This is a genomic window from Pseudomonas sp. ES1 (assembly GCF_050586605.1).
Classification (GTDB): Bacteria; Pseudomonadota; Gammaproteobacteria; order Pseudomonadales; family Pseudomonadaceae; genus Aquipseudomonas; species Aquipseudomonas sichuanensis.
In genome coordinates, this window is sequence record NZ_JBOBDM010000017.1 from 1 (window position 1) to 26813 (window position 26813).

The following is a 26813-nucleotide window of genomic DNA, read 5'->3' on the forward strand; positions in this document are numbered from 1 at the left end:
CTCGACCTTGACCGCCTGCGAAGCGCGGGTGGCCTTGGCCCGTGCCGCTTCAACCGACTCGTCACGCGCCAGGCACACGCCCATGCGGCGGGTGCCGTTGATCTCAGGCTTGCCGAACAGGCGGATGGCGGTGTCCGGCTCGCTCAGGGCGGCGTTCAGGTTGGCGAAGGCGGTCTGCTGCGACTGGCCTTCGGGCAGGATCACCGCCGAAGCCGACGGGCCGAACTGGCGCACCACCGGGATCGGCAGGCCGAGAATCGCCCGGGCGTGCAGGGCGAACTGCGACAGGTCCTGGGAAATCAAGGTCACCAGGCCAGTGTCGTGCGGGCGCGGAGAGACTTCGCTGAACCACACCTGGTCACCCTTGACGAACAGCTCGACGCCGAACAGGCCACGCCCACCCAGGGCGTCGGTGACCGCCTGGGCCACCCGCTGCGACTCAGCCAGGGCTTTCGGGCTCATGGCCTGAGGCTGCCAGGACTCCTGGTAGTCGCCCTTCTCCTGACGGTGGCCGACCGGCTCGAGGAAGGTGGTGCCGCCCACATGGCGCACGGTCAGCAAGGTGATTTCGTATTCGAAGTCGATGAAGCCCTCGATGATCACCCGGCCCTTGCCGGCGCGGCCGCCTTCCTGGGCGTAGTCCCAGGCCTTCTGCAGGTCGTCGGCGCTGCGCAGCAGGCTCTGGCCCTTGCCCGACGAGCTCATCACCGGCTTGACCACGCACGGGTAGCCGAGGTCGGCGACGGCCTTGCTGTAGTCCTCGAAGGTGTCGGCGAAGTGGTAAGGCGAGGTCGGCAGGTCCAGCTCTTCGGCGGCCAGGCGGCGGATGCCTTCGCGGTTCATGGTCAGTTGGGTGGCGCGGGCGGTGGGGACGACATTGAAGCCTTCGTTCTCAAGCTCCACCAGCGTGGCGGTGGCGATGGCCTCGATCTCGGGGACGATGTAGTGCGGCTTTTCCGCCTCGATCACCGCGCGCAGGGCCACGCCGTCGAGCATGTTGATCACGTGGCTGCGGTGCGCGACCTGCATGGCCGGGGCATTGGCGTAACGGTCGACGGCGATCACCTCGACGCCCAGGCGCTGCAGCTCGATCACCACTTCCTTGCCCAGCTCGCCGCAGCCGCACAGCAGTACACGGGTCGCGGTAGGCGACAATGGGGTTCCGATACGGGTCATTTCAGGTCCTCGAAGGCGTCCGGGGCCGCGCCACGCTGGCTGCCGCCCGCTGAAAATTGGACCCGCATTCTACATCAGGATACGACCATCGCGCGCCGGGCACGCCAGGCCATGATCAGCCATACCGCGGTGACTCCGGCGAACTTCGACGCCAGCGCCGTGCCGATCACCACGGGGGTCAATGCGCCGATCATGCCGAAGAAGATGAAGGTATCCACCGGGATGCTCAGCGCCGAGCTCAGCCACAGGCGGTCGCGCAGGGGCCGGCGGGTGACGCTGAATACCAGCCAGTCGATCAGTTCGGAGACGAAGAACGCGGTAGCGCTGGCCAGGGCGATGGCCGGCTCGGAGGTGGCATACGAGAGCACCAGAGCCGCCAGCATGGCCAGCAGCGCGCCATGGCCGTAGCGGGTCTGCACCATGTCGCGCAGGATGAACACCAGGCCACCCCAGGCGGACCAGATCACATCCAGGTGCGGTGCGCTGGAGAAGGCGTAGTTGATCAGCACCACGCTGCTGATATAGGCGATGAGGTAGAACATGGGCTATCTGGATGTTGGGCAAGCCGCACAGAATACTTGAATTCAAAGTCAGCGCCAGACTCTTCGCGGGTAAACCCGCTCCCACAGGGATCGCGCTAGCCTTGAGGCAAGCATCGTACCTGTGGGAGCTGGCTTGCCAGCGATGAGGCCAGCATTGACGGCATAAGACAGTTGCTCCCACAGGCTCGTCGCTGAACCTGTGGGAGCGGCGGTTCGCCGCTGCGATCTACCCGCGAAGGAAACCGCAACGGTTCACATGCCGATGATCAGCCCCGCCGCCACCGCCCGCTCATGGCAGCGCTTGAGCACCTCACGGCGCTCCTGGTTGTCCATCCGCCCCCAGCGGGTGATCTCGCTCACCGTGCGCTGGCACCCGGTGCAGACATCCTGCTCGTCCAGGGCGCAAATGCTGACGCAGGGCGAGGCCACGGGCCGTTCGTCAGTCTTCATCGGGCACCAGTTCACGGGCGTAACGCTGGGCGTTGTGCACGTAATGCGCAGCGCTGGCTTCGAGCATGCGCTGCTGTTGCTCGGTCAGCTCGCGCACCACCTTGCCAGGCGAGCCCATTACCAGCGAGCCATCGGGGATTTCCTTGCCTTCGGGGATCAGTGCATTGGCGCCGATGATGCAGTGCTTGCCGATGCGCGCACCGTTGAGGATCACCGCGTTGATGCCGATCAGGCTGTAGTCGCCCACCGTGCAGCCATGCAGCATGGCGTTATGGCCGATGGTCACGCCCTTGCCGAGGGTCAGCGGCGAGCCCATGTCGGTGTGCATCACCGTGCCGTCCTGGACGTTGCTGTCCTCGCCGATGTCGATCAGCTCGTTGTCGCCGCGCAGCACCGCGCCGAACCACACGCTGGCACGCGCCTGCAGGCGTACCTTGCCGATCAGCGTGGCATTGGGTGCGGCCCAACTGGTGGGATGGGTCTCGACCCGCAGGTCGCCCAGGCGGTATTTCATGTGTCGCTCCTCACGGTTGAACGCCGGTGGCGGGGTGTGCCCCGCTCAGTTCTGGATGAAACGCTCTGGCGGCTTGTGCAGGCTGATGCCGGCATCGAACAGCAGGTTGACCAGCTCGACGATCATGATCGCCGACAGCCCCCAGATCTTGTAGTCGCCGTAGCGGTAGCTGGGCACGTACCAGCTGCGGCCCTGGTAATCGATACGGTGGGTGTGGTCGCGCGGGTCCTGGCGAAAGAACGCCAGCGGCACCGTGAATACGGCGGCAATTTCCGCATCGTTGGCGTGGTACTCGACGTAATCGGGGATCAGCCCGACGAAGGGCGTCACCTTCAGGCCATGCAATGAAATCAACGGGCTGAGCGGGCCGATCACCTCGACCAGGCCGGGCGGCAGGCCGATCTCTTCTTCTGCTTCACGCAGGGCCGTGAACACCAGGTCCGGGTCCTCGGGATCGCGCCGCCCGCCTGGGAACGCCACTTCGCCACCGTGGGTGGACAAGCCCTTGGCACGCAGGGTGAGCACCAGCTCGGGCTCATCGCTGCGGGTAATGGGTAACAGCACCGCTGCTTCCGGAAAACGGCTGTCCACCTGCAATGATGCAGGGGTGTGGTTGCTCATTCGGCGAAGAAGCTCGTCCAGCATTACGCACTCTCGATTCCAAGGCCTGCCGTGCATGATGCACCAAAGCCTGCGGGCACCCAAGCCCTGCCCCGGGCTGCTTGCAGTGGGCCGACCGCGCGCGCCAAGATAGCCAGACCCCACAGGAATGATGAAAGCATGAAATTCTGCAGCGCGTGCGGCCAGCCGGTTATCCAGCGAATCCCCGAGGGCGACAGCCGCCCGCGGTATGTGTGCGAGCATTGCCAGACCATCCATTACCAGAACCCCAACATCGTTGCCGGTGTGCTGCCCACCTGGGGCAGCCAGGTGCTGCTGTGCCGCCGCGCCATCGAGCCACGCCGCGGCTTCTGGACCCTGCCCGCTGGCTTCATGGAGAACGGCGAGACCCTCGACGACGCCGCTCGTCGCGAAACCGTCGAAGAAGCCTGCGCCCGGGTCACGCAAATGAGCCTGTACCAGTTGTTCGACTTGCCGCACATCAACCAGGTGCACGTGTTCTTCCGCGCGGAACTGGCCGACCTGAACTTCGCCGTCGGCGTCGAGAGCCTGGAGGTGCGCTTGTTCGAGGAACACGAAATCCCGTGGGATGAGCTGGCTTTCCGCACCGTCACACGCACACTAGAATGCTACTATCGCGACCGCGTCAGGCAGCACTACCCGATAGGCCATGAATACCTGCCGCCGATGAATGTCGCGTCATCCACCACTTAAGTTTTCAGGGATACGGTTTCATGCGCTGGTTGCTTGCCCTTTTCTGCCTCAGTGTCGCCTCGGTTTCGCATGCCGCGTTCACCGAAACCATCATTCGCAAGCCACAACCGGTCGTGCAGACCGTTTCACCCGCCAGCGCCGTGGTGCAGGGGCCGTTGATCGACAAAGTGCTGGTGCTCAAGTCCGAACGCCGCCTGCAACTGATCAGCCGTGGCGAACCGTTGAAAACCTACCGCATTTCCCTGGGCAAGCAACCCAAGGGCGCCAAGGTGCGCGAAGGCGACAAGAAAACCCCCGAGGGCCTGTACTGGCTCGACTGGCGCAAGGTCAGCGACCGCTACAACCTGGCCATGCACATCTCCTACCCGAACATCACCGACGCCGCCAAGGCCCGCCGTGAAGGGGTGGATGCCGGTGGCATGATCATGATCCACGGCACCCCGATCAACGAGGAATACCCGGAGTGGTACTTCCACACCCTCGACTGGACCGAGGGCTGCATCGCCATGCGCAACGACGACATGCGCGAGGTGTGGAGCATGGTCAAGGACGGTACTTTGATCGAAATCCGCCCTTGAGCGGCCGCCCCCTCGGCGCAATTTCCTAGGAAATTCCCTACACATTCTCACCACCCATCTGGCATTCAGATGGGCGCGAGACCGCATCCAATCGGCTAGGCAGATTCATAGAATCCACGCAAACGAGTACTCCCTTCGTACACGAATTGCCGGATTTCGCCATGCCGACCACCCTCCGTCGTGCCATCCCGCTGTACCTCGCCTGCCTGCTGCTGAGCCTGTGCAGCGTGCCGGCCGCCGCGGCAGAAGACCCGGCCAGCCTGCAACTGCACGACCAGCAGCAGTCGATACGCGAACTGGAACAGCGCCAGCGGCTGCAACGCTGGCAGTACCGCCAGCCGTCCAGCCGCACGCCACAAGGCACTTCGCCAGACGATGCCGGCAGCCCCTGCTGGCCAGTGTCAGGGGTGCGCATGAGCGGCAACCGCCGCCTCTCGGCCAGCGACCTCGAAGGCACCTTGCGCCCGCTGGTGCTGCCCTGCATGGACGTGGCGGCCATCAACCAGCTGTTCAGGGCACTGACCGAACGCTATGTGCAGGCCGGCTATCCACTTGCGCGCCCCTATCTGCTGCAGGCACCGCAGCCCGGCCTGCCACTGGACATCCTGATCGTCGAGGGGTTTGTCGAAGCCATCGAACTGGCCGGCGACGAGCTGCCGCTGTCGCTGCACGGTGCCTTCCCCGGCCTGCTAGGCCAGCCACTGCACCTGCCTGACCTGGAGCAAGGCCTGGACCAGCTCAATCGCCTGCGGGCCTACGACCTTGGCGCCGACCTGCTGCCCGGCGAGGTGGCCGGGGCGACGCGCATACGCATCGTCCCTCGCCAGGTCGGCGCCCGCTGGCACCTGGACAGCCGCTTCGACAACCGCGGCAGCCCGCTGACCGGCCGCCAGCGCCTCAACCTCGGGCTCGGCCTGGACAGCCCGCTGGGGCTAAACGACGACCTGCGGGTAGCGCTGTTCTCGACCGTGCTGCAGGCGCCCGGCGCCAGCCAGGGGGTGAGCCTGTACTACAGCATCCCTTACGGGCCCTGGTCCTTCGCGCTCAGCGCCAGCCGGCTGAGCTATCACTCACCGTTGCCCGGCGGGCGCCAGGCCAGCGGCGGCAGCCAGTTCCAGGGCCTGAGCAGCGAGCGCGTACTGTGGCGCAACCAGCAGGGCATGCTCAGCGCCGGCCTGCGCCTGGACCACAAACGCCTGGACAACTACCTGCAACGCCAACGCCTGGCCGTGCAAAGCCCGACCCTCACCACCCTCGACGCCGGCCTCAACCTGCTGTGGCTGGAGCATGGGTTGTGGAGCGCCTCGCTGGGGCTCAGCCAGGGCCTCGACGCACTCGGTGCCGACCGCCGCGCGCTGCGCCCCGGCGCCCCGAAACCCGACTTTCGCAAGTACCGCGCCAGCCTGCTGTACCTGGCCCAGGCACCGCCCGCGCACCCCTGGCGCTGGCAAAGCGAGCTGAACCTGCAATACAGCCCCGACCCGCTGCCCGCCATCGAGCAGCTGCTGCTCAGTGACAACAACAGTGTTCGCGGTGTGCGCCAGCGCACCGTCTCCGGCGCCAGCGGCGCCGCCTGGCGCAATACCCTCAGCTACCCCTTCGACCTCCTTTCATCCCCCGCCGTGCAACTGCGCCCCTACCTGGGCCTGGACCTGGGCTGGACCCGCTTCGACCACGGCAGCCCTTCGCAGCGCCTGGCCGGCGGCACCCTGGGCCTGGAGCTGAGCCTGCCCGGCAACCGCATACGCCTCGATTACCAACGCGCCCTGTACGCCAGCGATCGCCCGCGCCACGCGCTCGAACCCGGCTTCTGGGGCCTGGAGTGGACCTTGAACCTCTGATTCATCCACCGAAAGGAGAGCACCACCATGAAACCGACCGAACATCCCCGCCCGCTGCGCCCCGACCGGCTGCGCTGGGCCATGTTCCTCTGCCTGTGCGCCTCGCCCACGCTGCTGGCCGCCGGACAGTTGCAACCTGCCCCCGGCCCGGGCGGCACGCCATTGGTCAGCGAGGCGCACGGCGTTCCGGTGATCGATATCGTTGCGCCCAACGCCAGCGGCCTGTCGCACAACCAGTTCCTCGACTACAACGTCGGCAACCAGGGCCTGGTCCTGAACAACGCCGTGCACGCTGGCCAGTCGCAACTGGCCGGTGCCCTGGCGGCCAACCCGCAGTTCCAGGGCCAGGCCGCCTCGACCATCCTCAACGAAGTGATCAGCCGCAACGCCTCACTGATCGAAGGCCCACAGGAAATCTTCGGCCGTGCTGCCGACTACATCCTCGCCAACCCCAACGGCATCACCCTCAACGGCGGCAGCTTCATCAACACCACTCGCGCCGGTTTGCTGGTCGGCATCCCGGTCATCGAAGACCAGCAGCTCAAGTACCTGGATACGCTCAAGGCCGAGGGCGCGCTGCAAGTACTGGCGGGGGGCCAGTCCAACAAGGAAGGCGCGCTGGACCTGATCGCCCCGCGCATCGACAGCGTCGGACCGCTCGAGGCCAAGGGCGAGTTGAACCTGAACGTCGGCCGCCAACGCCTCGACGCTGCCAGCGGCGAGGTCCTGCTGCACCTGCCCGGCACCCCGGGCAGCATCGACGCCAGCCTGTTCGGCGCCATGCGTGCCGGGCGCATCCGCGTGGTGAGCAGCGCCGAAGGCGCAGGCGTCAAGGTCGGCGCCGTGGCCTTGCAGGCCGATGACGGGCTGACCATCCGCTCCGCCGGCGACCTGCGCGTGCAAGGTACCGGGCAGCAGCAGGCCAGCCTGACCAGCAGCCGCGGCGCACTGACCCTGGACGCCGCCGGCGACCTGCAACTGACCGCCACCCGCGGCCAGGCCGAGCGCATCGAAGCCCGCTCGGGGCAGACGCTGACCCTGGATGCCGCCACCCGCGAAGAGGTGCAACGAGACCGCGAGGCCTGGGACAAGAAATGGTGGTTCGTCACCAGCGAAACCTACAGCCGCGAACGCACCCAGACCGACCTTGCGCAACAGGGCTCGGACCTGCAGGCCAGTGACAACCTCACGCTCGACGCCAGCGACGACCTGCAACTGAGCGCCGCCCATCTGCAGGCCGGAGGCACGCTGGCCTTGCACAGCGGCGCCGACCTGGCAATCGACGCCGCAGTCGACAGCAGCAGCGTCGACGAACAGGTGCGCCATCGCAAACACCTCTGGCGCGGCGACAGCGACAGCCAGCAATACCGCGAAAAAGCCAACCCCAGCACCCTCCAGGGCGCGCAGATCGTGGCCAGCGCAGGCAATGCCCTGCGGGTCCGCGCCAGCACCCTGCACAGCCAGGGCGACCTGCAATTGCAGGCACGCCAGGTCGAGGTGGGCGAGCAGGCGCTCAAGGATAGCGGCAACCAGCGCGACTACCGCGGCGACCTGGTGTCCGGCACCTTCTTCGGCAAGCGCAACGGCGACCAGACCCAGGGCAGCCAGGCCAGCGGCAGCAGCCTGCGCGCCGAAGGCAAGCTCAGTGTCAGTGCCGACAGCATGGCCATCCGCGGCAGCACGGTCAGCAGTGGCGGCGACGCCGTGCTGTACAGCGACAAGGCCGCGCTGACGGTCGAGGCCGCAAAGAGCACCCGCCAATCGCAGCAGAACGCCAGTGACAGCAAAGTGTTCGGCCTGCTCGGCAATAGCAGCGAAACCCGGCAGAACACGCAACAGGTGCTGCAGAGCGACCTGCGCTCCACCAGCAACCTGCGCCTGGCCAGCGCCGATGAGTTGAAGGTGCAAGGGGCCACCCTCAGTGCCGGGCAAAAGCTGCAGCTCGATGCCAAGGGCAACCTCGACATCGAAAGTGCACAAACCAGCCAAAGCACCGAACGCTCCAGCCAACAACGCTATCTGACTGCCAGCGCCCAACAAACCCGGCTGGCACAGGATGGCAACCCGGACTCGCGCCAGTACGACGCCAGGGTCGGCTACGAGGTTGCCCAGGTCGACGAGCGGCAATCGGCAACGCAGCAGGTCGCCAGCACGCTGAGCGGCGCTGCCGTTGAGCTGCACAGCGGCGGACAGCTGAACGTCACGAGCTCACAGGTGCTGGCCAGTTCCGGGGACCTGAGCCTGCAGGCGCAGAAGGTGGTGCTCGACGCCGCGCGCCATATCGAGGACAACCAAACGATCGACACTCGCAGCGGCGGCGGCCTTGCCTTGACCGGCGGCATCGACCGCATCGGCAGTGCCTTCTACGGCCATCGCAAGCAGGACAGCCAGCACGAAACCAGCAGCACCCTGCAACGCAGCGAACTCAAGGCCGCTGGCAACCTGCGCATCGACACCCCGCACCTGGCCAGCGAAGCGGCCAGTGTCGAGGCCGCAGGTACACTGCTGGTCAACGCCCCGCGCATCGACAATCGTGCCGCGCACAACAGCACGGCCCGCGAACAGCGCAGCAACCACTGGCAGGGCAGCCTGGGTGCGAGCCTCGAGTACCGCGATATTTCCCGGCCTGTCGAACGCCTGGTCAACGGCGATGAAGCCGCGCGCTTCCAACAGCCCGGCATCGAAGACGCGCTGGCGCCACCCAGTCTCGGCGCCGACCTGACCCTAAACCACCTTGCCCGCACCCAGACCGACGCCAACAGCAGCGCCCAGGCCAGCACTTTCAGTGGCGCCACAGTAAGCATCGACGCCAAGCGTATCGATGACCAGGGTACCCACTACAACGCCAGCAGCGGCCCGCTGCAGATCCAGGCCGACACGCATCAACTGCTTGCTGCAAGCGACGAGCAGCAGCACGAAGTGCGGCGCCTGGCAGTCGACGGCGGCTTGCGGGTGGATACCAGCACCGGGCAGGACATCAACGGCCGCCTCGAAGGCAAAGGCGGCACCCTGGCGAACCGGCAGACCACTACCCTCGCCCGCCCCGGCAGCCTGTATGGGCAAACCGGTATCCAGGTACAACTGGGCAGCGATGGGCGGTATGAAGGCACGCGTTTCAACGGTGGCGATGGCGCGGTCAGCCTGGCCAGCACCGGCGACCTGACCTTGGCTGCGGCCCATGACCGCACCACGCAGAACAAAACGCAACTGGACGCCAGCCTCTGGGCCAAGGGCGGCAACCGCCCCGGCAGCCAGGGCCTCGACCTGCGTGGTTACCTCGATCACAGCCGGCGGCAAGGCGAAGACACCAAGGCGCAGGTGGCCCAGGTCGACGCCAAGGGCGCGGTCGAACTCAATAGCGCCTCCAACCTGCACCTGGAGGGCACGCGCATTGATGCCAGCGGCGACATCACCCTGCACAGCGACGGCCTGCTGACCGTTGGCGCCGCCAGCGATAGCCATGCGGCCAGCGGTTCCACCCTCGGTGGCGGGCTGGAAATCGCCGGCACAGTCGGTGCAGGCAAAGGCGGTAACCTGGGCGGGCATTTCACCAGCGCCAAGGTGGATGAACATGACCTTCAGGCCGTGGACGCCCGCTTCACCAGCAAGGCTGCGCTGCAGCTCACCAGCCTGGCCCGTGATGACGTCGCCTTGCAGGTTCAGGGGCTGCAGGCCAGTGCCGCGCGGATCGGCCTGGATGCCAGAAACGGCGGTTTGCTGATCGAAGCATCGAGCCAGCAGGAGCACCGCGACAATCGCGATATCACCGCCGGGGCCGGCTTCAAGCTGAACCGTGGCGAAACCCGCGACAAGGATGTGCGCACCCTGCACGGACGGGTGCAGGTGGTACTCGACAGACGCGACAACCAGGCCTGGCACGACAGCACCCTGAACGCCGGGGAGATCGACCTGCACAGCCGTAGCGACACACGTATCGAAGGCGCACGCCTGGATGCCGAGCGCATCAGTGGCAAGGTGGGCGGTGACTTGCTGGTCACCAGCCGCAAGGACCGCGTCGACAGCCTCGCGCTGACGGTTGACGGGCGCCTCAGCCAGGAGAAGAACCCGCAGGGGCATATCAACGCTGCCAGCGCACTGGCCGGGCCGGCTGGCGACAAGGTGCGCGACAAGGCCGGCAAGTGGCTGGCCAAGTCGGAGCCCGCCTTGTCACCGACGCTCAAGGTGCAAGTCAGCCATCAACAACGTGACACCGTCACCCGGCAGACCACCCTCGCCGGCACCCAGGGCATCGACCTGAAAGTGGCAGGCGATACCCGCCTGACCGGTGCCAGGCTGCTGGCCAGCGAAGGCCGCGTCGACCTGGGCGGCAGCAGCGTCACCCGTGAGACCTTGAGCGGTCGTGACTATCGCCGCGAGCTGTCGCTGGACGCGTCCAACTCGCCGATCGACCTGGGCACCGCCGTGCTCGAAAGCATCCAAGGCAAAGGCACCGCCGGGGGGGACAACTCGCTTGACCTGGGCCTGTTGCGGACCAGTGGCCATAGCCGTAGTGCCGAGTGGGTGTCACGGATCGACGGCAAGCCGTAGCCATCACGGCTAAACATGCAGAAACAAAGCCTGCGCAGCAATCGCCGGGGCCCCGAGCCCCGGTAACCTTTCTGCAAACTGATCGTCACATTTGCGACCTACAGTTTGCGTTTGCTTCAACTCGGATAAAAAAGGACACCTGATGAGTCGAGACAGCGGCGACAACCTGGACCGCAACCTGAGCGGCAACCTGCCGATGGCCAGCGTCATGGACACCTACCTGAGCCGTCGGGCCGTGGTACGCGGCGGCCTTGGCGCTGCGATCGCCATGATCGCCGGCGCAGGCCTGGCCGGCTGCTTCGACAGCGGCGCCAGCAGCCCTGCCCCCACGCCGAAACCTGCCACACCCAAACTTGGCTTCCAATCGATCAAGGGCTCGCGCACCGACGCCTGCGTCGTCGCCGCCGGCTACAGCGCCTATGTCCTGGCGCCTTGGGGCACGCCGCTCAACAGCAGCGGCAAACCCTGGCAAGCGGACGGCAGCAACAGCGCCGCCGACCAGGCCAACGCCATGGGCATGCACCATGACGGCATGCATTTCTTCCCCATCGATGGCAGCTCCGACGACGGCCTGCTGGCGATCAACTTCGAATACATCGACACCGCCGCCCTGCACCCGGCCGGCCCTACCACGGTCGACGGCAAACGCCCGGCCGAAGAGGTGCGCAAGGAAATCAACGCCCACGGCGCCGGCGTGGTGCGCATCCGCAAGGTCGGCGGGCGCTGGCAGGTGGTCGACAACGACCCGCTGAACCGGCGCTTCACCACCGCCACGGTGATGGACATCGCCGGCCCCCTGCGTGGCACAGAGCACGTCAAGACCCGCTTCTCGCCCAGTGGCGTGGAATGCCGTGGCACCAACAACAACTGCGGCAACGGCTACACCCCATGGGGCACTTACCTGACCTGCGAGGAGAACTGGCCGGGCATCTTCGTCAACACCGCCACCCGTCCTGCCGACCAGGTGCGCATCGGCGTCTCCGCCACCACGGGCCAATACAGCTGGGAAACCGCCGCCGGTGACGCCAGCGAGTTCGACGACGAATTCGCCCGCTTCAACCTCACCCCCAGCGGTGCCAGCGCCAGCGACGACTTCCGCAACGAGGCCAGCACTTACGGCTACATCGTCGAAATTGACCCGTACAACAGCGCCACCCGGGCGGTGAAGCGCACCGCGCTGGGCCGATTCCGTCACGAGGGCTGCTGCCCGGGCCTGGCCGTGGCCGGCAAGCCACTGGTCTGGTACACCGGCGACGACTCCAACAACGAGTACCTGTACAAGTTCGTCTCGGACGCGCCGTGGGACCCGGCCGACGCCAAGCCTGCCGACCGCCTGGCCACCGGCGCCAAGTACCTGGACAAGGGCAAGCTCTACGTGGCGCGGTTCGACGCCGACGGCAAGGGTGTGTGGCTGCTGCTCGATGCCGTAACCGCCACGACCGACGGCACCACCCTGGGGGCACGTTATGGCGACCTGGCGGGCATCATCCTCAATACCCGTGGCGCCGCCGACGCCGTGGGCGCAACGCCGATGGACCGCCCCGAGTGGACAGCGGTCAACCCGCTCAATGGCGACGCCTACCTCACCTTGACCAACAACAGCGCGCGCAGCCCGGACAAGGTCGATGCGGCCAACCCGCGCGGCCCCAACCGCCATGGCCACATCATCCGTTGGCACGAAAGCGACGATCACCAGCGCTTCACCTGGGACATCTTCGTGTTCGGCGCCAACGCCGCCGGCGGCCCCGACATCAACCGCTCCGGCCTGACCGAGATGAACCAGTTCGCCAGCCCCGACGGCATGCGCTTCGATAGCCGCGGCGTGCTGTGGTTCGAGACCGACAACAGCGAACAGAGCGTGACCAGCTACACCAACGACCAGTTGCTGGCGGTGATCCCCACCGACCTGGTGGATGGCAGCGGCAAGCAGATTCCGGTCAACGCCAGCAACCAGGCGGACCTGCGTCGCTTCTTCGTCGGGCCCAATGGCTGCGAGGTGACGGGCATCGCCTTCACCCCGGATAACAAGACCCTGTTCGTCAACATCCAGCACCCGGAAAACTGGCCAGCCAGCGGTATCGCCACCGATGCCACGCCGAGCGGCGAAAAGGTGCGCCCACGCTCTTCGACCGTGGTTATTCAGCGTAACGACGGCGGGGAGATCGGCATCGCCTGAAAGGCGCGGTAAATCGGTTGCAACAGGCCACATGGCAGCAGCTGACCGCAGGGTCGTCAGCTGCTGCGGCTAGCCAACTCAGACCTGGAGGAACGCCAAGACAGATATTTCCCGCGTGACTGTAGGCTCCAGTTCCATATTCTTCCGGCGCTTGTGAACCATCACGCTGAACGTCCTACACATTTGATGAGAGGACGCGACATGAACAACGCCACGATGTACGAGGAAGAAGCACCCGTTTTCGAGAGTTCCTTCGCTCACGACCAGCTTACCGTGTTTGCCCTGGATACCCCGGAGCTCGACTTCATGCTCACCTTCATGCCGGTGTTCGGCCTGGAAGTACCGGCTGAGGTCTATCTCAAGCTGCGCACCGACATACTTGAAGGCGCCCTCGACAACCCTGCATTCCAGGTGGTGACGCAGCAAGACACCATCACTCGTTACGACAACGACTTGCAGGTCATCTTCATCGACCAGACGGCCATCGACCGGGTGCTCGCCAACCCACAAGACACACCCGAATTCTTGTTGGCACTGCTCGGCGCCTTTGGTGGCCATCTGGCCAACCTGATCCAGATCGAGCACCACGCCATGGGCGAGGACGACCTGTCACCACCGTCACCTGAACAGGCGAAGGAGGTTGCCGGCAGATACGCCAGCATGATGACCTTCATCGACAGTTCCCCCGAGGACGGCACGGTGTTCGGCTATTTCACCGTTGCCGGGGAAGAACTCACACTGGCACTGGATGTGAGCGCCGCGCCCCCTGTTGAGGCGGTGATCCCGGAGGAACTGCGTCGTCCCAGGCCACAACCACGGTTCGGCGCAGGCGAAGGTGGCCACGAAACGATCGCCCAGGTCCTGAGGGATGTCGGTTTCAGTGCGCAGGAAGTCAAGGCTGTCTACTTCGGCAACTGGCTACGCGACCATTCACAACTGATCGACCCCAAGCTCGTTCGCCCCGAAGGTGCCCCCAAGCAATTCCCCAGGAAGATCTCCAGAGACGTCCTCACCCAGATCGTCGATCTGTTGGCACTCAAAGCGTTCAACAGCCTGCAGAACACTGAGCAGGGGCGCGAAGCCTACAGGGTGACTACCGAGCTGCTCGGGGTGTATCGCCCATCGGAACACATCGACAACCCCACCGACTATAGCGAGATGCCCCTCGACCCCAGGGAAATCGACGAAGATTTCGAAGCGCCGGTCAGGCCAGGTGATGACGCGACCCTGGTCTATCCCAGTCAATCGAGAAAGGTCTACATGGATGGGCCGATCGATAACCTGCTTCACCACATCCAAAGGGCTGGGTACTCCGACGAAAAAGCTGATCGCCTGCGGCATTTCGGCGAGGCCCTGCATATCGTTGAAGATTATTTCGCCCACTCCAACTTCGTCGAGCTCAGCTTGCGCAAGCTTGGCTATGAGGACGTATTGACCTGGACAACAGAAACCGACTGTAAACATGGCCTGCCGGTGGTTACCGGCCTGTTCAGCGGTTTCGACATCCTCGCCAGTGTTGCCGAACCCTTGGCCAAGATGATGTTCCCCACCCGCCCTCCGGCGTTCAAGGACATTGAACGTGGCTACCGTAGCGATGCCGAGAAGATGATGCTGATTCTGCTCCGCGAGCAGGAAAATCCCATGTGGCTGAATGCACTGGAAAGACTACTGGCGCTGCGCGACAACCTCGCCGATAAGCCGTTGTTCCGCTTTGCCCATTTTGTGTATTGGGCAGTGACCCTGCCGTTGCGGGTGGTCAGCCATTACTGCAACCAAGTCTTCCAGTCACTGCTGACAAAACTCGGCGATCTGGTGGACGATTTTCAGACAGAGTTTGCTGATGACCCCAACACTACGCCGGGCGTAGACCCGACCCACTCACAGTTGGCCAAGGATCACGACACCCACCCCTTCCACGGACTGGCGACCTTGCTCGCCGAAGAGGCAGTGAGGCAGTTGGGCGGTCACATGCAGGCGTACTGGAGGGGTGAGCTTGCACTGCCACCCTCAGAAGAGGCCATCGCCTTCATTCAGCACCCTTATGACACCGACTGGCAGGATGCAATCGTCGCCGAATGGGCAAGTACCCATGGGCAGGAAATTGCGCGGGGTGCCTCTTCCAGCCTGTTCGACGAGCTGCGTGACAGTTACGAGAAACATGCACGAGAACATCTGCGCAAGCTTGATGAGAACAAGAACTACACGCCGATCAAGACCAGCGAAAGTTTCAACAATCTGTTCCCGTTCTTTTGATTGGAATAGCGTTTGAGCACAAAAAAGGGTGGGCCTATGCCCTAATGTCGGTCAGTTAAGCCAATTTGGGCCGCTTTGCGGGTAAACCCGCTCCCACAGGATCTCGCAAAGCCTCAAGCTGGCGCGAAACCTGTGGGAGCGGGTTTACCCGCGAAGGGCTGCAGAGCAGCCCCAATAAGTGCGATGAAGCGCTAACTGACTGGCATTGGCCTATGCCCACCCTTTTGGGGTCCATTCAAACGTCGCCTCAAAGGTCCAGCAACTGCCAGACCTCAAAAGCCGGTGTCTCATACGGATGGCTCCGTTTGAGCGCGTCGACGACCTGAATGATCAGCCCGTCGGCCACCACCAGCTCCACCTTCCACTCCTCGACCACCTCGACCTGGCCGGCCTGCCCGAGGTACGGCTGGCTGCCGTGCAACGGGCGGAACTGGCCCTGGCCGAGGGTCTGCCAGGCGCAGTGGTCATAGTCGCCGATGCGTCCGCCACCGGCGGCAAACACAGCGGCCTTGACCACTTCGACATGGCTGTCGGGGACGAAGAAGGCGAGCTTGTGCACCCTTAGTTCACCCAGACGCGCGCGTTACGGAACATGCGCATCAGGGCCGCGTCTTCCTGCCACTCGTCCGGGCGCCAGGAGTTCTGCACGGCACGGAACATACGCTCCGGGTGCGGCATCATGATGGTCACGCGACCGTCACGGCTGGTGAGGCCGGTAATACCGCGCGGCGAGCCGTTCGGGTTGGCCGGGTAGGCTTCGGTGACCTTGCCGTGGTTGTCAACGTAGCGCAGGGCCACGCAACCGGACAGGTCGGCTTCCAGCAGTGCCTCTTCGCTTGCGAACTCGGCATGGCCTTCACCGTGGGCGATGGCGATCGGCATGCGCGAACCGGCCATGCCCTGCAGGAAGATCGAGTTGGACTTCTGCACCTCGACCATGGCCACGCGCGCCTCGAACTGCTCCGAGCGGTTGCGCACGAAGTGCGGCCAGTACTCGGTGCCCGGGATCAGCTCGTGCAGGTTGGACATCATCTGGCAACCGTTGCACACGCCAAGGGCGAAGCTGTCGGTACGCTCGAAGAAGGCCTGGAAGGCATCGCGGGCACGGGCGTTGAACAGCGCCGACTTGGCCCAGCCCTCACCGGCACCGAGCACGTCGCCGTAGGAGAAGCCACCGCAGGCCACCAGGCCTTTGAAAGCTTCGAAGTCGACACGGCCGGCGAGGATGTCGCTCATGTGCACGTCGATCGCGGCAAAGCCTGCGCGGTCGAAGGCTGCTGCCATCTCGACCTGGCCGTTGACGCCCTGCTCGCGCAGGATCGCCACTTGCGGGCGCACGCCCTTCTTGATGTAAGGCGCGGCGATGTCGTCGTTGACGTCGTAGCCGAGCTTGACCGACAGGCCAGGGTTGTCTTCTTCGAGCAGCAGGTCGAATTCCTGGTCGGCGCAGTCGGCGTTGTCGCGCAGGCGCTGAACCTGGTAGCTGGTCTCGGCCCACTGGCGCTGCAGCAGGCGACGATCGCCCTTGAACAGCTCGATGCCTTCGAAGTTGATCAGGACTTCGCCATTGTTGATCGGCTGGCCGATCACCGCGACGCAGTCTTCACCCAGCCCGGCGGCGCTGAACTGTGCCAGCACTTCACCGGTGGCGTCCTGACGCACCTGGATCACCGCACCCAACTCTTCGTTGAAGAGGATGGCAGCAACCTTTTCACGCTTGCTGGTCAGGGTGTTCAGTTCCAGCTCGAGGCCGCAGTGGCCAGCGAAAGCCATTTCCAGCACGGTGGTCATCAGGCCGCCGTCGGAACGGTCGTGGTAGGCCAGCAGGTGACCGTCTTCATTGAGGCCCTGGATCACGGCGAAGAACGCCTTGAGGTCTTCGGCGTCGTCGACGTCAGGGGCGGCACTGGCCAGCTTGCCGTGGGTCTGCGCCAGGATCGAGGCACCCATGCGGTTCTGGCCGCGACCCAGGTCGATCAGGATCAGGTCGGTTTCGCCCTTGTCCATGCGCAATTGCGGGGTCAGGGTCTTGCGGATGTCGGTGACCGGGGCGAAGCCGGTGATGATCAGCGACATCGGCGAGGTCACGCTCTTCTCGGCGCCCTCTTCGCTCCACTTGGTCTTCATCGACATCGAGTCTTTGCCGACCGGGATGGTGATACCCAGTTCAGGGCACAGCTCCATGCCCACGGCCTTGACGGTGTCGTACAGACGGGCATCTTCACCCGGGTGACCAGCGGCGGACATCCAGTTGGCCGACAGTTTGACGTCGGACAGTTTTTCGATGCGCGAGGCGGCCAGGTTGGTGATGGTCTCGCCGATGGCCATGCGGCCGGACGCCGGGGCATCCAGCAGTGCCAGCGGAGTACGCTCGCCCATGGCCATGGCTTCGCCGGTGTAGACGTCGAAGCTGGTGGCGGTGACGGCGCAGTCGGCCACCGGGACCTGCCACGGGCCGACCATCTGGTCGCGGGCGACCAGGCCGGTGATGGTGCGGTCGCCGATGGTGATCAGGAAGCTCTTGCTGGCCACGGCCGGGTGACGCAGGACGCGCTCGACGGAGTCGGCCAGTTCCAGCGTGCTCGGGTCGAACTCATCGCCCAGCTCGGCTTCGCGGGTCACCGAACGGTGCATGCGCGGCGGCTTGCCCAGCAGCACGTCCAGCGGCATGTCCACCGGAGTGTTGTCGAAGTGGCTGTCGGTGACGGTCAGGTGCGGCTCTTCGGTAGCCTCGCCAACCACAGCGAACGGGCAGCGCTCGCGCTCGCAGATGGCCTGGAAGCGCTCGAAGTCTTCGGCGCTGACCGCCAGCACGTAGCGCTCCTGGGATTCGTTGCTCCAGATCTCGTGCGGGGCCATGCCCGGCTCGTCGTTGGGCACGTTGCGCAGTTCGAAGCGCCCGCCGCGGCCACCGTCGTTGACCAGCTCGGGGAAGGCGTTGGAGATACCGCCAGCACCCACGTCGTGGATGAAGGCGATCGGGTTCTTGTCACCCAGCTGCCAGCAACGGTCAATGACTTCCTGGCAACGGCGCTCCATTTCCGGGTTTTCGCGCTGTACCGAGGCGAAGTCCAGGTCGGCAGAGCTGGCGCCGGTGGCCACCGACGAAGCGGCGCCGCCGCCCAGGCCGATCAGCATGGCCGGGCCGCCGAGCACGATCAGCTTGGCGCCGACGGTGATCTCGCCCTTCTGTACGTGGTCTTCACGGATGTTGCCCATGCCGCCGGCGAGCATGATCGGCTTGTGGTAGCCGCGCACTTCTTCGCCGTGGGGGGTGTTGATGCTCTGCTCGAAGGTCCGGAAGTAGCCGGTCAGTGCCGGGCGGCCGAACTCGTTGTTGAACGCAGCGCCGCCCAGCGGGCCTTCGATCATGATGTCCAGCGCGTCGACGATGCGCTCCGGCTTGCCATAGGCTTTTTCCCATGGCTGTTCGAAGCCCGGGATACGCAGGTTGGACACGGTGAAGCCGGTCAGGCCTGCCTTTGGCTTGGCGCCGCGGCCGGTGGCGCCTTCGTCGCGGATTTCGCCGCCGGAGCCGGTGGAGGCGCCGGAGAACGGGGCGATGGCGGTCGGGTGGTTGTGGGTCTCGACCTTCATCAGGATGTGCACCGGCTCCTGCACCGCGCCGTATTGGCGGGTTTCAGGGTTCGGGAAGAAGCGGCCGGCCACCGAACCGACGATCACCGAGGCGTTGTCCTTGTAAGCGGACAACACGCCTTCGCTGTGCATCTGGTAGGTGTTCTTGATCATGCCGAACAGGCTTTTTTCCTGCTCTTCGCCGTCGATGTCCCAGCTGGCGTTGAAGATCTTGTGGCGGCAGTGCTCGGAGTTGGCCTGGGCGAACATCATCAGCTCGATGTCGTTCGGGTTGCGCTTCAAGCCCTGGAAGGCATTGACCAGGTAGTCGATCTCGTCTTCGGCCAGGGCCAGGCCCAGGTCGATGTTGGCCTTGGCCAGCGCGTCGCGGCCACCGGCCAGCACGTCGACCGAGGTCATCGGCTTGGGCTGGGCGTGGCTGAACAGGTCGGCGGCGCCTTCGAGCTTGGCCAGCACGCGCTGGGTCATGCGGTCGTGCAACTCGGCGGCGATCAGCTGGGCATCGGCGTCGGACAATTCACCGGCGACGTAGTAGGCGATGCCGCGCTCCAGGCGCTGGATCGACTGCAGGCCGCAGTTGTGGGCGATGTCGCTGGCCTTGGAGGCCCAAGGCGAGATGGTGCCCAGGCGCGGGACCACCAGGAACAGGCGGCCGGTCGGCTCCTGCACCGGCACGCTCGGGCCGTACTTGAGCAGACGGCCCAGCACCTGCTGCTGGTCGGCGGTCAGCTCGCCGTCGACGTCGGCGAAGTGGGCGAATTCGGCATACAAACCAGTAACAGCGGGGACTTTCTGGCTCAGTTGCTCGAGTAATTTACCGTGGCGAAAGGCAGAAAGGGCAGGAGCGCCGCGCAGGATCAACATCGTCGGGACAGCCTCAGGAAGGGGTGTGCTTAGAGGCCGTGCATTCTAGCCTAATTTGCAGGCTTTCGGCACCCGCTCTAAGCCAATGGTGCCGGGCGGTGGAACCGGACCTGGGAGTCAAAAAAAACACCTATCCAAACGTGGGAGCGGGCGTGCCCCGCGATAGCGCCAGAGGCTCGAAAAGCGCCGCCAGCACCTGCCAATCGCGGGGCAAGCCCGCCCCCACGCGCGCCTTGATGCCGCCAGTGGCGCAAAATCCGCTACCAGACAACCCGCATATTGTCGAGATATGGCGCCAGCAGTCCTTTGCGTATACTGCACGCTATGTTCGCCCACACTGCTTTGCGCCAGCGTTGCGCCAAATGGCTCTTCGCAACCGGACTCTTCCTGATGCTCGGTGCCTGCGTTGAAAAACCCAGCACCCTCGAACGCGTCAAGGAGGACGGCGTATTGCGCGTGATTACCCGCAACAGCCCGGCCACCTACTTCCAGGACCGCAACGGCGAAACCGGCTTCGAGTACGAGCTGGTCAAGCGTTTTGCCGACGACCTTGGGGTGAAGCTGCAGATCGAGACCGCCGACAACCTCGACCAACTGTTCGACCAACTGGGCAAGCCGTCCGGCCCGGTGCTGGCCGCCGCTGGCCTGGTCAGCAGCGAGCGGCGCGCCACCCAGGCGAAGTTCTCCCACCCCTACCTTGAAGTCACGCCCCAGGTCATCTACCGCAACGGCCGTTCGCGCCCCACCAATGCCAAAGGCCTGGTGGGCAAGAAAATCATGGTGCTCAAGGGCAGCAGCCACGCCGACCAGCTGGCGGAACTGAAAAAGCAAAACCCGGGGCTTGAGTACGAAGAGTCCGACGCCGTCGAAGTGGTCGACCTGCTGCGCATGGTCGACGAAGGCCAGATCGACCTGACCCTGGTCGACTCCAACGAGCTGGCGATGAACCAGGTCTACTTCCCCAACGTACGCGTGGCCTTCGACCTGGGCGACAGCCGCGACCAGCGCTGGGCGGTGGCCGCCGGTGACGACAACAGCCTGCTCAACGAGGTCAACGAGTTTCTCGACAAGGCGCAGAAGAACGGCACCCTGCAGCGCCTGAAAGACCGTTACTACGGCCACGTCGATGTACTCGGCTACGTGGGCGCCTACACCTTCGCCCAGCACCTGCAGCAGCGCCTGCCCAAGTACGAGAAGCACTTCAAGAGCTACGCCAAGGTCGAGCAAGTGGACTGGCGCCTGCTGGCGGCCATCGGCTACCAGGAATCCATGTGGCAACCGGAGGTCACCTCCAAGACGGGCGTGCGCGGCCTGATGATGCTCACCCAACGCACCGCCCAGGCCATGGGGGTATCCAACCGCCTCGACCCCAAGCAGAGCATCCAGGGCGGTGCCAAGTACTTCATGAAGATCAAGGAAGAGCTCGACGACAGCATCAAGGAGCCCGACCGCACCTGGTTCGCCCTGGCCGCCTACAACGTCGGCAGCGGCCACCTGGAAGACGCCCGCACCCTGGCCAAGCGCGAAAAGCTCGACCCGAACAAATGGCTGGACGTGAAAAAGATGCTGCCGCGCCTGTCGCAGAAGCAGTGGTACAGCAAGACCAAGTACGGCTATGCCCGCGGCGGTGAGCCGGTGCACTTCGTGGCCAACATCCGCCGCTACTACGACATCCTCACCTGGGTGACCCAGCCGCAGCTCGAGGGCCAGGTGGCCGAAGGCAACCTGCATGTGCCAGGGGTGAACAAGGACAAGCCGGCGGAGCAGTCGCCAGCGATGTAATCCCGGCTTCCCATGGCGCCTGTGGGAGCGGGTTTACCCGCGAAAGGGCCGGCACAGGCGACACAAGACTGCCAGAGCTAAGCCTTCGCCCGCCTGGCCTTGAAGAACGCGCTCAGAATCGCCCCGCACTCCTCGGCCAACACCCCGCCCTCGACCATCACCCGATGGTTGAGAAAGCCCTGCCCGAAGAACTGCCCCTGGCTCTGCACGATGCCAGCCTTGGGCTCCAGCGCCCCATACACCACTCGCGCCACACGCGAATGGACGATCAGCCCGGCACACATGCTGCAGGGCTCCAGGGTCACGTACAGGGTGCTGCCCGGCAGCCGGTAGTTGCTGGCGGACTTCGCCGCAGCACGGATGGCAACCATCTCGGCATGGGCGCTGGGGTCGCTGTCGATGATCGGCCGGTTGAAGCCCTGGCCGATCACCTGGCCGTGCTGCACCAGCACCGCACCCACCGGCACTTCACCCAGGCTTGCGCCTTCAGCGGCCAGTTGCAGCGCCAGGCGCATGAATTCCTGATCGCGGCTGCGATCGATGATCTGTGGGCGCATCAGACCACCGCGATCGCGGCCATCAGGCCGGTTTCCATGTGGTCGATGACATGGCAATGGAACATCCAGGTCCCCGGGTTATCGGCCACCAATGCCACCTGGGCCCGTTCGTTCTTGCCCAGCAGGTAGGTGTCGGTGAACCACGGCTCGACGATCTTGCGGCGATTGGACGCGATCACCTTGAAACTCATGCCATGCAGGTGGATCGGGTGCTGGTACTGGGTCATGTTCTTCAGCTCGAAGATGTAGCTCTTGCCCTTCTGCAGCGTAGCAATCGGCCGGTCGGCGCAGGTCTTGTCGGTGATGTCCCAGGCCTGGCCGTTGATCTGCCACAGGCTCGGCGGCTTGCCATTGTCGGTGTTCACCGAGACCTTGCCGACCCATTCGAAGTTGAAGTTGAGCTTCTCGGCATTGTCCAGGTCCGGCTCGGCAATCGGGTTGGCCGGCAGCGCCTTGGGCCAGTCGCCCGGCGCCTGGTTGCTGGCCACCGAGCGCAGGGTACCCAGGCGCACGAAGCCGTCACGCAGGGAAACCTCCTCGCCCGCCTCGGGGATACGGATGGCCAGGCAGATACGCATGCCCGGCCCGAGCCAGTAATCGTCGTCCAGAGGGCGCGGCGTGACCGGGTTGCCATCGAGGGCGTAGATCATCGCCTCGCAGTTGCCCTTGAGGTTGAGGCGGTAGGTCCAGGTGTTGTCCAGGTTCAGCAGGCGCACCCGCACCACCTGCCCGGCCGGCAACTCGGTGACCGAGTCGGGCTGGCCATTGATGGTGATCAGCCGGCCTGCGGTGCCGTTGCGGGCAGCCTCGCGCGGCACGCTGAACGGCATCCAGGCGCCCTGCTCGTCGACATGCCAGTTTTTCAGGCTGAGGGTGCGCTCATGCGCGAAGCCGGTCGGCTCGCGCTCCTCGACGATCAGCGGGCCCACCAGGCCGCGGCCGAGCTCTTCGGAGCTGCTGACGTGCGGGTGGTACCAGTAACTGCCCGCATCCGGCACCTTGAACTTGTAGTCGAAATACTCGCCCGGCTTGACCGGCAACTGCGACACATAAGGCACACCGTCCATTTCCAGCGGCAGGCGGATGCCGTGCCAATGAATGGTGGTTTCCACCGGCAGGTGGTTGATGAAGCGCACCCGCAACCAGGTGCCCTGACGCACCCGCAGCTCGGTACCCGGCGCCGACGGGCCGAAGGCCCAGGCCTCGGTCTTGAAACCCGGCACCAGCTCGACATCCAGGGGGGCAGCGATCAGCTCGTAGTCGTGCCCGGCGTTGTCATCCTCGACCTTGCCCAGCCAGTAGCGCGCTGCGCCCCCGGCGCCCAGGCCTACCACCACCAGGCCGGTCAGGCCCTTGAGCATTTGTCGACGGGTAAAGGACATCGGTGCGGGTACCTCTTTTCTGCACAATCAGTACACCGGCAATGGCCGGCGATGAAGGGCGAATACGATACACCTGCATTTGCGAAAGATTAAGTGAAAGGACAGATTTCAGCCCGAGCCTGTCCAGGCCCCAAGCAATATGCACCACCAGCGCGGCTGCACTTCCGACAACGCTGACATCCGTTCCTCCCACACGGATTAAAGCAATGTCACTCGACCCCATGCACACCAATGAACAAAAAGACCTGCACGACCTGGCAAGCCAGCTGATCGCGGACTGCCCGGACATGCGTGAAATGGCGCGCAATGTCGCGCAGCAGGTCCTCGAGCGCAACGACTTGCGCTCGTTGGACCCCGATACAGTTTTTCTGCATCGATTCAAAGAGGCCGTCAGCAGCCCCAGAACGTTCAATGGATGGCAGCATTTCGAACGCCCCTACCAGTCACTCACCCTGCCGCAGTTGGTAATGCAGCGCTTCAACGTCAGCGAGCAGGACAATGCCGACCTGCTCGGCTACCTGGTCGGTTTCTACAGCGATGGGCCGGACAAGGGTGTATACGACGAACACAACGAAGTCAGGCTCGATGCCAGGCAAGTCCTGAACTACTTCTGGAGCATCGACTTTGCCACCGACTTCAACAACCGCCTCAGCGCGTTCTGGTCCGAGCAGCCGACGCATTTTCGCACTTTGGCCAAAGCCAACTTCCTGAGCAAAGTCCTGGAGGTGTGCGCCCAAGCCCCGGGCTCGGCGCTTGCCAAGTGCTGCGCAGAGGTCTCGCAGGCCCTTGTTGGCGGGCAGCTCTGGCCGCCAACTCAGGAACAGTTGCAGGAAGAAGTCGTCCCAAGCCCGGAAGTTCGCCTGTGCGCCCTGGATATCGGCGGCCATGTGGCAACCGATATTCTCCGAGTAGAAATGCAGGACGGTCGACAACTGCTGTACCTACCCGGCGAAGTCGATGCCCTGCAGTTGTTCCCGGACAGCAACGAACTGTTCTGGTGGGTGCTCAATCACAACAACCACGCCCAGAACCGCATCCGCTTCATGGGGCACTTCTCGCTTGCCGATCGCGAAGAGGGCGACAGCAATGTCGGGCTCAACCACCTGATCGACCTGCTGTACCAAGGCTGGGGCAGAAACGACCACTCGGGCCTGAACACCCTGGACCTGACGATCCAGGGCGACGCGTTCAGTTGGCTACGGGACAAGGCCCGCCAGCGCATGCTCGATGATGCGCATTTCTCCTTGCGCACCAACAGCGACCTGCGCAAACAGTTGTGGATCGGCTACCTGAAAGCCTTCGGCCAGGTCTTCGGGCCAATGGCTGCGGTGGACTGGCCCGTCGCGCTGGCGGTGGTTGGCGCAGGCCTGGCCGAGACAGGCCTGAACATCGATCAGGCGATCAATGGTCATACCACACTCGAACGCAAGGCTGGCGTCACCGGGGCGATCTTTGCCGCCATCAACACGTTGTTCAATGCCACCTTCCTTCGCAGCGCACCAGGCAAACCTCTGGCGGAACTGGGCGAGTCAGCGCAAGCCTCGGAGGCGGGCGCCATCGAAGAAGACGCCGCTTCGCCCGAGCCAGACGAAACGCAACCCCAGGAAGAGGATCGCGCCATCGAGGCGGATGACCTGCATGCCTGGGTACCTCGCCCCTTCTGGCCAGGTGAGAGCTGGGAACTGCTGGCCCCCTTCGAAACCAACGTACTGCTCACCGGCGACCCCGGCTCCGGCGTACTCGAAGGCGTCTACATCCAGGACGGCCAATTCTACGTGCTGGTCGACGAGCTGCCCTACCAGGTGCGTTATGTGAACGAGCTGAAGACCTGGACCATCGTCGACCCCGAAAACCCGTACTCCTTCTACAAGAGCCAAGCCATTCGCCTGGCAGACGACGGTCAGTGGTACCCCGTCGAACGCCTGGGCCTCAAGGGAGGCATGCTTTCGCGACTAAAAAGCTGGGGGCGCGTCGGCAACGGGGCCAGCCTGCCTGCACTTCCCGAAACGCCTTACGAGGTTCCGGCGAATCAGCGCCCTCTCTTGCGCAATCTCCATGACTTGGAGCTCACTGGCCAGAGGGAGGACATCACCAATCCACAGCGCATGGCGGCCCTTAAGCACTTCCTCGCATTGCGCGACCAATTGGCAGCTGACGCGGCCAGGTTCATGCAGTCGCCTGAACTGCCGCCGCGACCACCGATTCCTGAGCCTGTCGCCAATTCGACCCCCAAAGACCTGTTCAGACAGATCTATGACAACACCAATGGCCTGGTCGTCGGGGAAGCCCACAGCGGTATCGGCAGCAAGCGCTTGCTGATCGACAACATGAGCCTGCTGCGTAAGCTGAAGGTAAAAACGCTGTACATGGAGCACTACCAGACCGATTTCCAACAGGCCGACCTCGACACGTTCAATCGCACGGGCCAGATGCCCGCGGACTTGGATACCTATGTCAAAACTCAAGACAACGGCCATTTCACAGACCGCTCCGGCCGCTACACATTCCGCCAGGTGTTGATAGCGGCACAGAAGAATGGCGTGCGCATACAGGCCATCGACTGCAAGGCGAGCTACAGGCAGGCGTGGTCCACTACGCCGTCCAAGGTAGCGCGCCAGGAAATGATGAATTTCTACGCTCACCGCATCATTCAGGCCGATCAAGCACTGCGCGGCCCGGGGCGGTGGGTGGCTTTGGTGGGTAATACCCACGCCAATACGTTCGAAGGCGTCGCGGGGCTTGCCGAGACGGAAGGTGCCATTGGCCTGCGCGTCGTGGATGTGGGCGAGGGCCAGCCGGACAGGTTTGACATCGACCCTGGACTCGAGCCCACCGAAGGCCATGTGTATCAACTCAAGAGCGACCTGCGCCTGCGGGCCGCAGTGGACACATCTCGCCCGACCACCGCAGACTTCGACAAGCGACTGCCACGCCCAGGCGACTATACCCTCGACAATGAAGATGGCCATTCGGTCGTCGTCAGCAGAGGCCGCGACATGGCCCTGCGACGCACCCCCATTGAGCGCGAAGGTCGCTACATCTACGTCGAACGACCGGAATGGGAATCGGTGCACGAACGTCGGCTGCCGCAGCTCTCCGACTTGCATACCTTCCTCGCATTGCGTGGGATGCGCTACATCAGTGCCTAAGGGCCAATGAACCGGGCAGAACCGACAAGTGCGCTGCATGGCGCACTTGTCGTGCCCGACATCCAAGGC

At 64.4% G+C, this 26813-nt stretch carries 17 protein-coding genes; 8 read left to right on the plus strand and 9 right to left on the minus strand.

Annotation, left to right across the window (positions count from 1 at the left end):
* The 5 genes from purT to ACQ4N9_RS09460 form a co-directional block, all read right to left on the minus strand.
* A partial coding sequence (gene purT, locus ACQ4N9_RS09440; protein WP_430932713.1) for a formate-dependent phosphoribosylglycinamide formyltransferase occupies positions 1–1176 on the minus strand: 1176 nt, incomplete at its 3' end.
* A gap of 74 nt (positions 1177–1250) precedes the next feature.
* Positions 1251–1718 (minus strand): VUT family protein, encoded by a 468-nt coding sequence (locus tag ACQ4N9_RS09445; protein WP_125465255.1) that lies wholly within the window; start codon positions 1716–1718, stop codon positions 1251–1253.
* Positions 1719–1970: 252 nt separating this feature from the next.
* The gene (locus ACQ4N9_RS09450; protein ID WP_390968270.1) at positions 1971–2168 is read right to left on the minus strand and encodes a DUF1289 domain-containing protein; all 198 of its coding nucleotides are present in this window, start codon (positions 2166–2168) and stop codon (positions 1971–1973) included.
* Positions 2158–2682, minus strand: a complete 525-nt coding sequence (locus ACQ4N9_RS09455; protein ID WP_125465257.1) for a gamma carbonic anhydrase family protein — start codon at positions 2680–2682, stop codon at positions 2158–2160. The genes ACQ4N9_RS09450 and ACQ4N9_RS09455 overlap by 11 nt, the downstream gene beginning before the upstream one ends.
* A 45-nt stretch (positions 2683–2727) precedes the next feature.
* The gene (locus ACQ4N9_RS09460) at positions 2728–3327 is read right to left on the minus strand and encodes a CoA pyrophosphatase (RefSeq protein ID WP_125465258.1); all 600 of its coding nucleotides are present in this window, start codon (positions 3325–3327) and stop codon (positions 2728–2730) included.
* A 135-nt stretch (positions 3328–3462) separates the two neighbouring features.
* Between ACQ4N9_RS09460 and ACQ4N9_RS09465 the strand changes: the two genes are divergently transcribed.
* From ACQ4N9_RS09465 to ACQ4N9_RS09490, 6 genes are all read left to right on the plus strand, one after another.
* Positions 3463–4017 carry an NUDIX hydrolase gene (locus ACQ4N9_RS09465; RefSeq protein WP_390968273.1) on the plus strand — a complete coding sequence of 185 codons (555 nt, stop codon included), beginning with the start codon at positions 3463–3465 and terminating at the stop codon, positions 4015–4017.
* A 20-nt stretch (positions 4018–4037) separates the two neighbouring features.
* Complete coding sequence (locus ACQ4N9_RS09470; protein WP_347148728.1) at positions 4038–4595, plus strand: L,D-transpeptidase family protein; 558 nt, start codon at positions 4038–4040, stop codon at positions 4593–4595.
* A gap of 161 nt (positions 4596–4756) precedes the next feature.
* The gene (locus tag ACQ4N9_RS09475) at positions 4757–6436 is read left to right on the plus strand and encodes a ShlB/FhaC/HecB family hemolysin secretion/activation protein (protein ID WP_390968275.1); all 1680 of its coding nucleotides are present in this window, start codon (positions 4757–4759) and stop codon (positions 6434–6436) included.
* 27 nt (positions 6437–6463) lie between these two features.
* Positions 6464–10984: a hemagglutinin repeat-containing protein gene (locus tag ACQ4N9_RS09480; RefSeq protein ID WP_390968277.1), complete on the plus strand. Its 4521-nt coding sequence runs from the start codon at positions 6464–6466 to the stop codon at positions 10982–10984.
* 142 nt (positions 10985–11126) lie between these two features.
* A complete protein-coding gene (locus ACQ4N9_RS09485) occupies positions 11127–13160 on the plus strand; it encodes a PhoX family protein (protein WP_390968279.1) in 2034 nt (677 codons plus the stop codon).
* Positions 13161–13361: 201 nt separating this feature from the next.
* A complete protein-coding gene (locus ACQ4N9_RS09490) occupies positions 13362–15413 on the plus strand; it encodes an HET-C-related protein (RefSeq protein ID WP_390968281.1) in 2052 nt (683 codons plus the stop codon).
* A 247-nt stretch (positions 15414–15660) separates the two neighbouring features.
* Here ACQ4N9_RS09490 and ACQ4N9_RS09495 read toward each other — a convergent pair whose 3' ends face one another.
* Both ACQ4N9_RS09495 and purL read right to left on the minus strand, forming a co-directional pair.
* Positions 15661–15972, minus strand: coding sequence for an NGG1p interacting factor NIF3 (locus ACQ4N9_RS09495; protein WP_390968283.1), 312 nt, complete (start codon positions 15970–15972; stop codon positions 15661–15663).
* A gap of 2 nt (positions 15973–15974) precedes the next feature.
* On the minus strand, positions 15975–19874 hold the full coding sequence (gene purL, locus ACQ4N9_RS09500; protein ID WP_390968285.1) for a phosphoribosylformylglycinamidine synthase: 3900 nt from the start codon (positions 19872–19874) through the stop codon (positions 15975–15977).
* Between the two features lie 324 nt (positions 19875–20198).
* Between purL and mltF the strand changes: the two genes are divergently transcribed.
* The gene (mltF, locus tag ACQ4N9_RS09505; RefSeq protein ID WP_110993284.1) at positions 20199–21656 is read left to right on the plus strand and encodes a membrane-bound lytic murein transglycosylase MltF; all 1458 of its coding nucleotides are present in this window, start codon (positions 20199–20201) and stop codon (positions 21654–21656) included.
* A 77-nt stretch (positions 21657–21733) separates the two neighbouring features.
* Here mltF and tadA read toward each other — a convergent pair whose 3' ends face one another.
* Both tadA and ACQ4N9_RS09515 read right to left on the minus strand, forming a co-directional pair.
* Positions 21734–22213 (minus strand): tRNA adenosine(34) deaminase TadA, encoded by a 480-nt coding sequence (gene tadA, locus ACQ4N9_RS09510; protein WP_390968287.1) that lies wholly within the window; start codon positions 22211–22213, stop codon positions 21734–21736.
* Positions 22213–23595: a multicopper oxidase family protein gene (locus tag ACQ4N9_RS09515; RefSeq protein ID WP_390968289.1), complete on the minus strand. Its 1383-nt coding sequence runs from the start codon at positions 23593–23595 to the stop codon at positions 22213–22215. The genes tadA and ACQ4N9_RS09515 overlap by 1 nt, the downstream gene beginning before the upstream one ends.
* A 206-nt stretch (positions 23596–23801) precedes the next feature.
* Here ACQ4N9_RS09515 and ACQ4N9_RS09520 point away from each other — a divergent pair, with 206 nt between their 5' ends.
* Entirely contained in the window at positions 23802–26744 is a 2943-nt protein-coding gene (locus ACQ4N9_RS09520) for a dermonecrotic toxin domain-containing protein (RefSeq protein ID WP_390968291.1), read from the plus strand.
* The last annotated feature ends 69 nt before the right edge of the window (positions 26745–26813 follow it).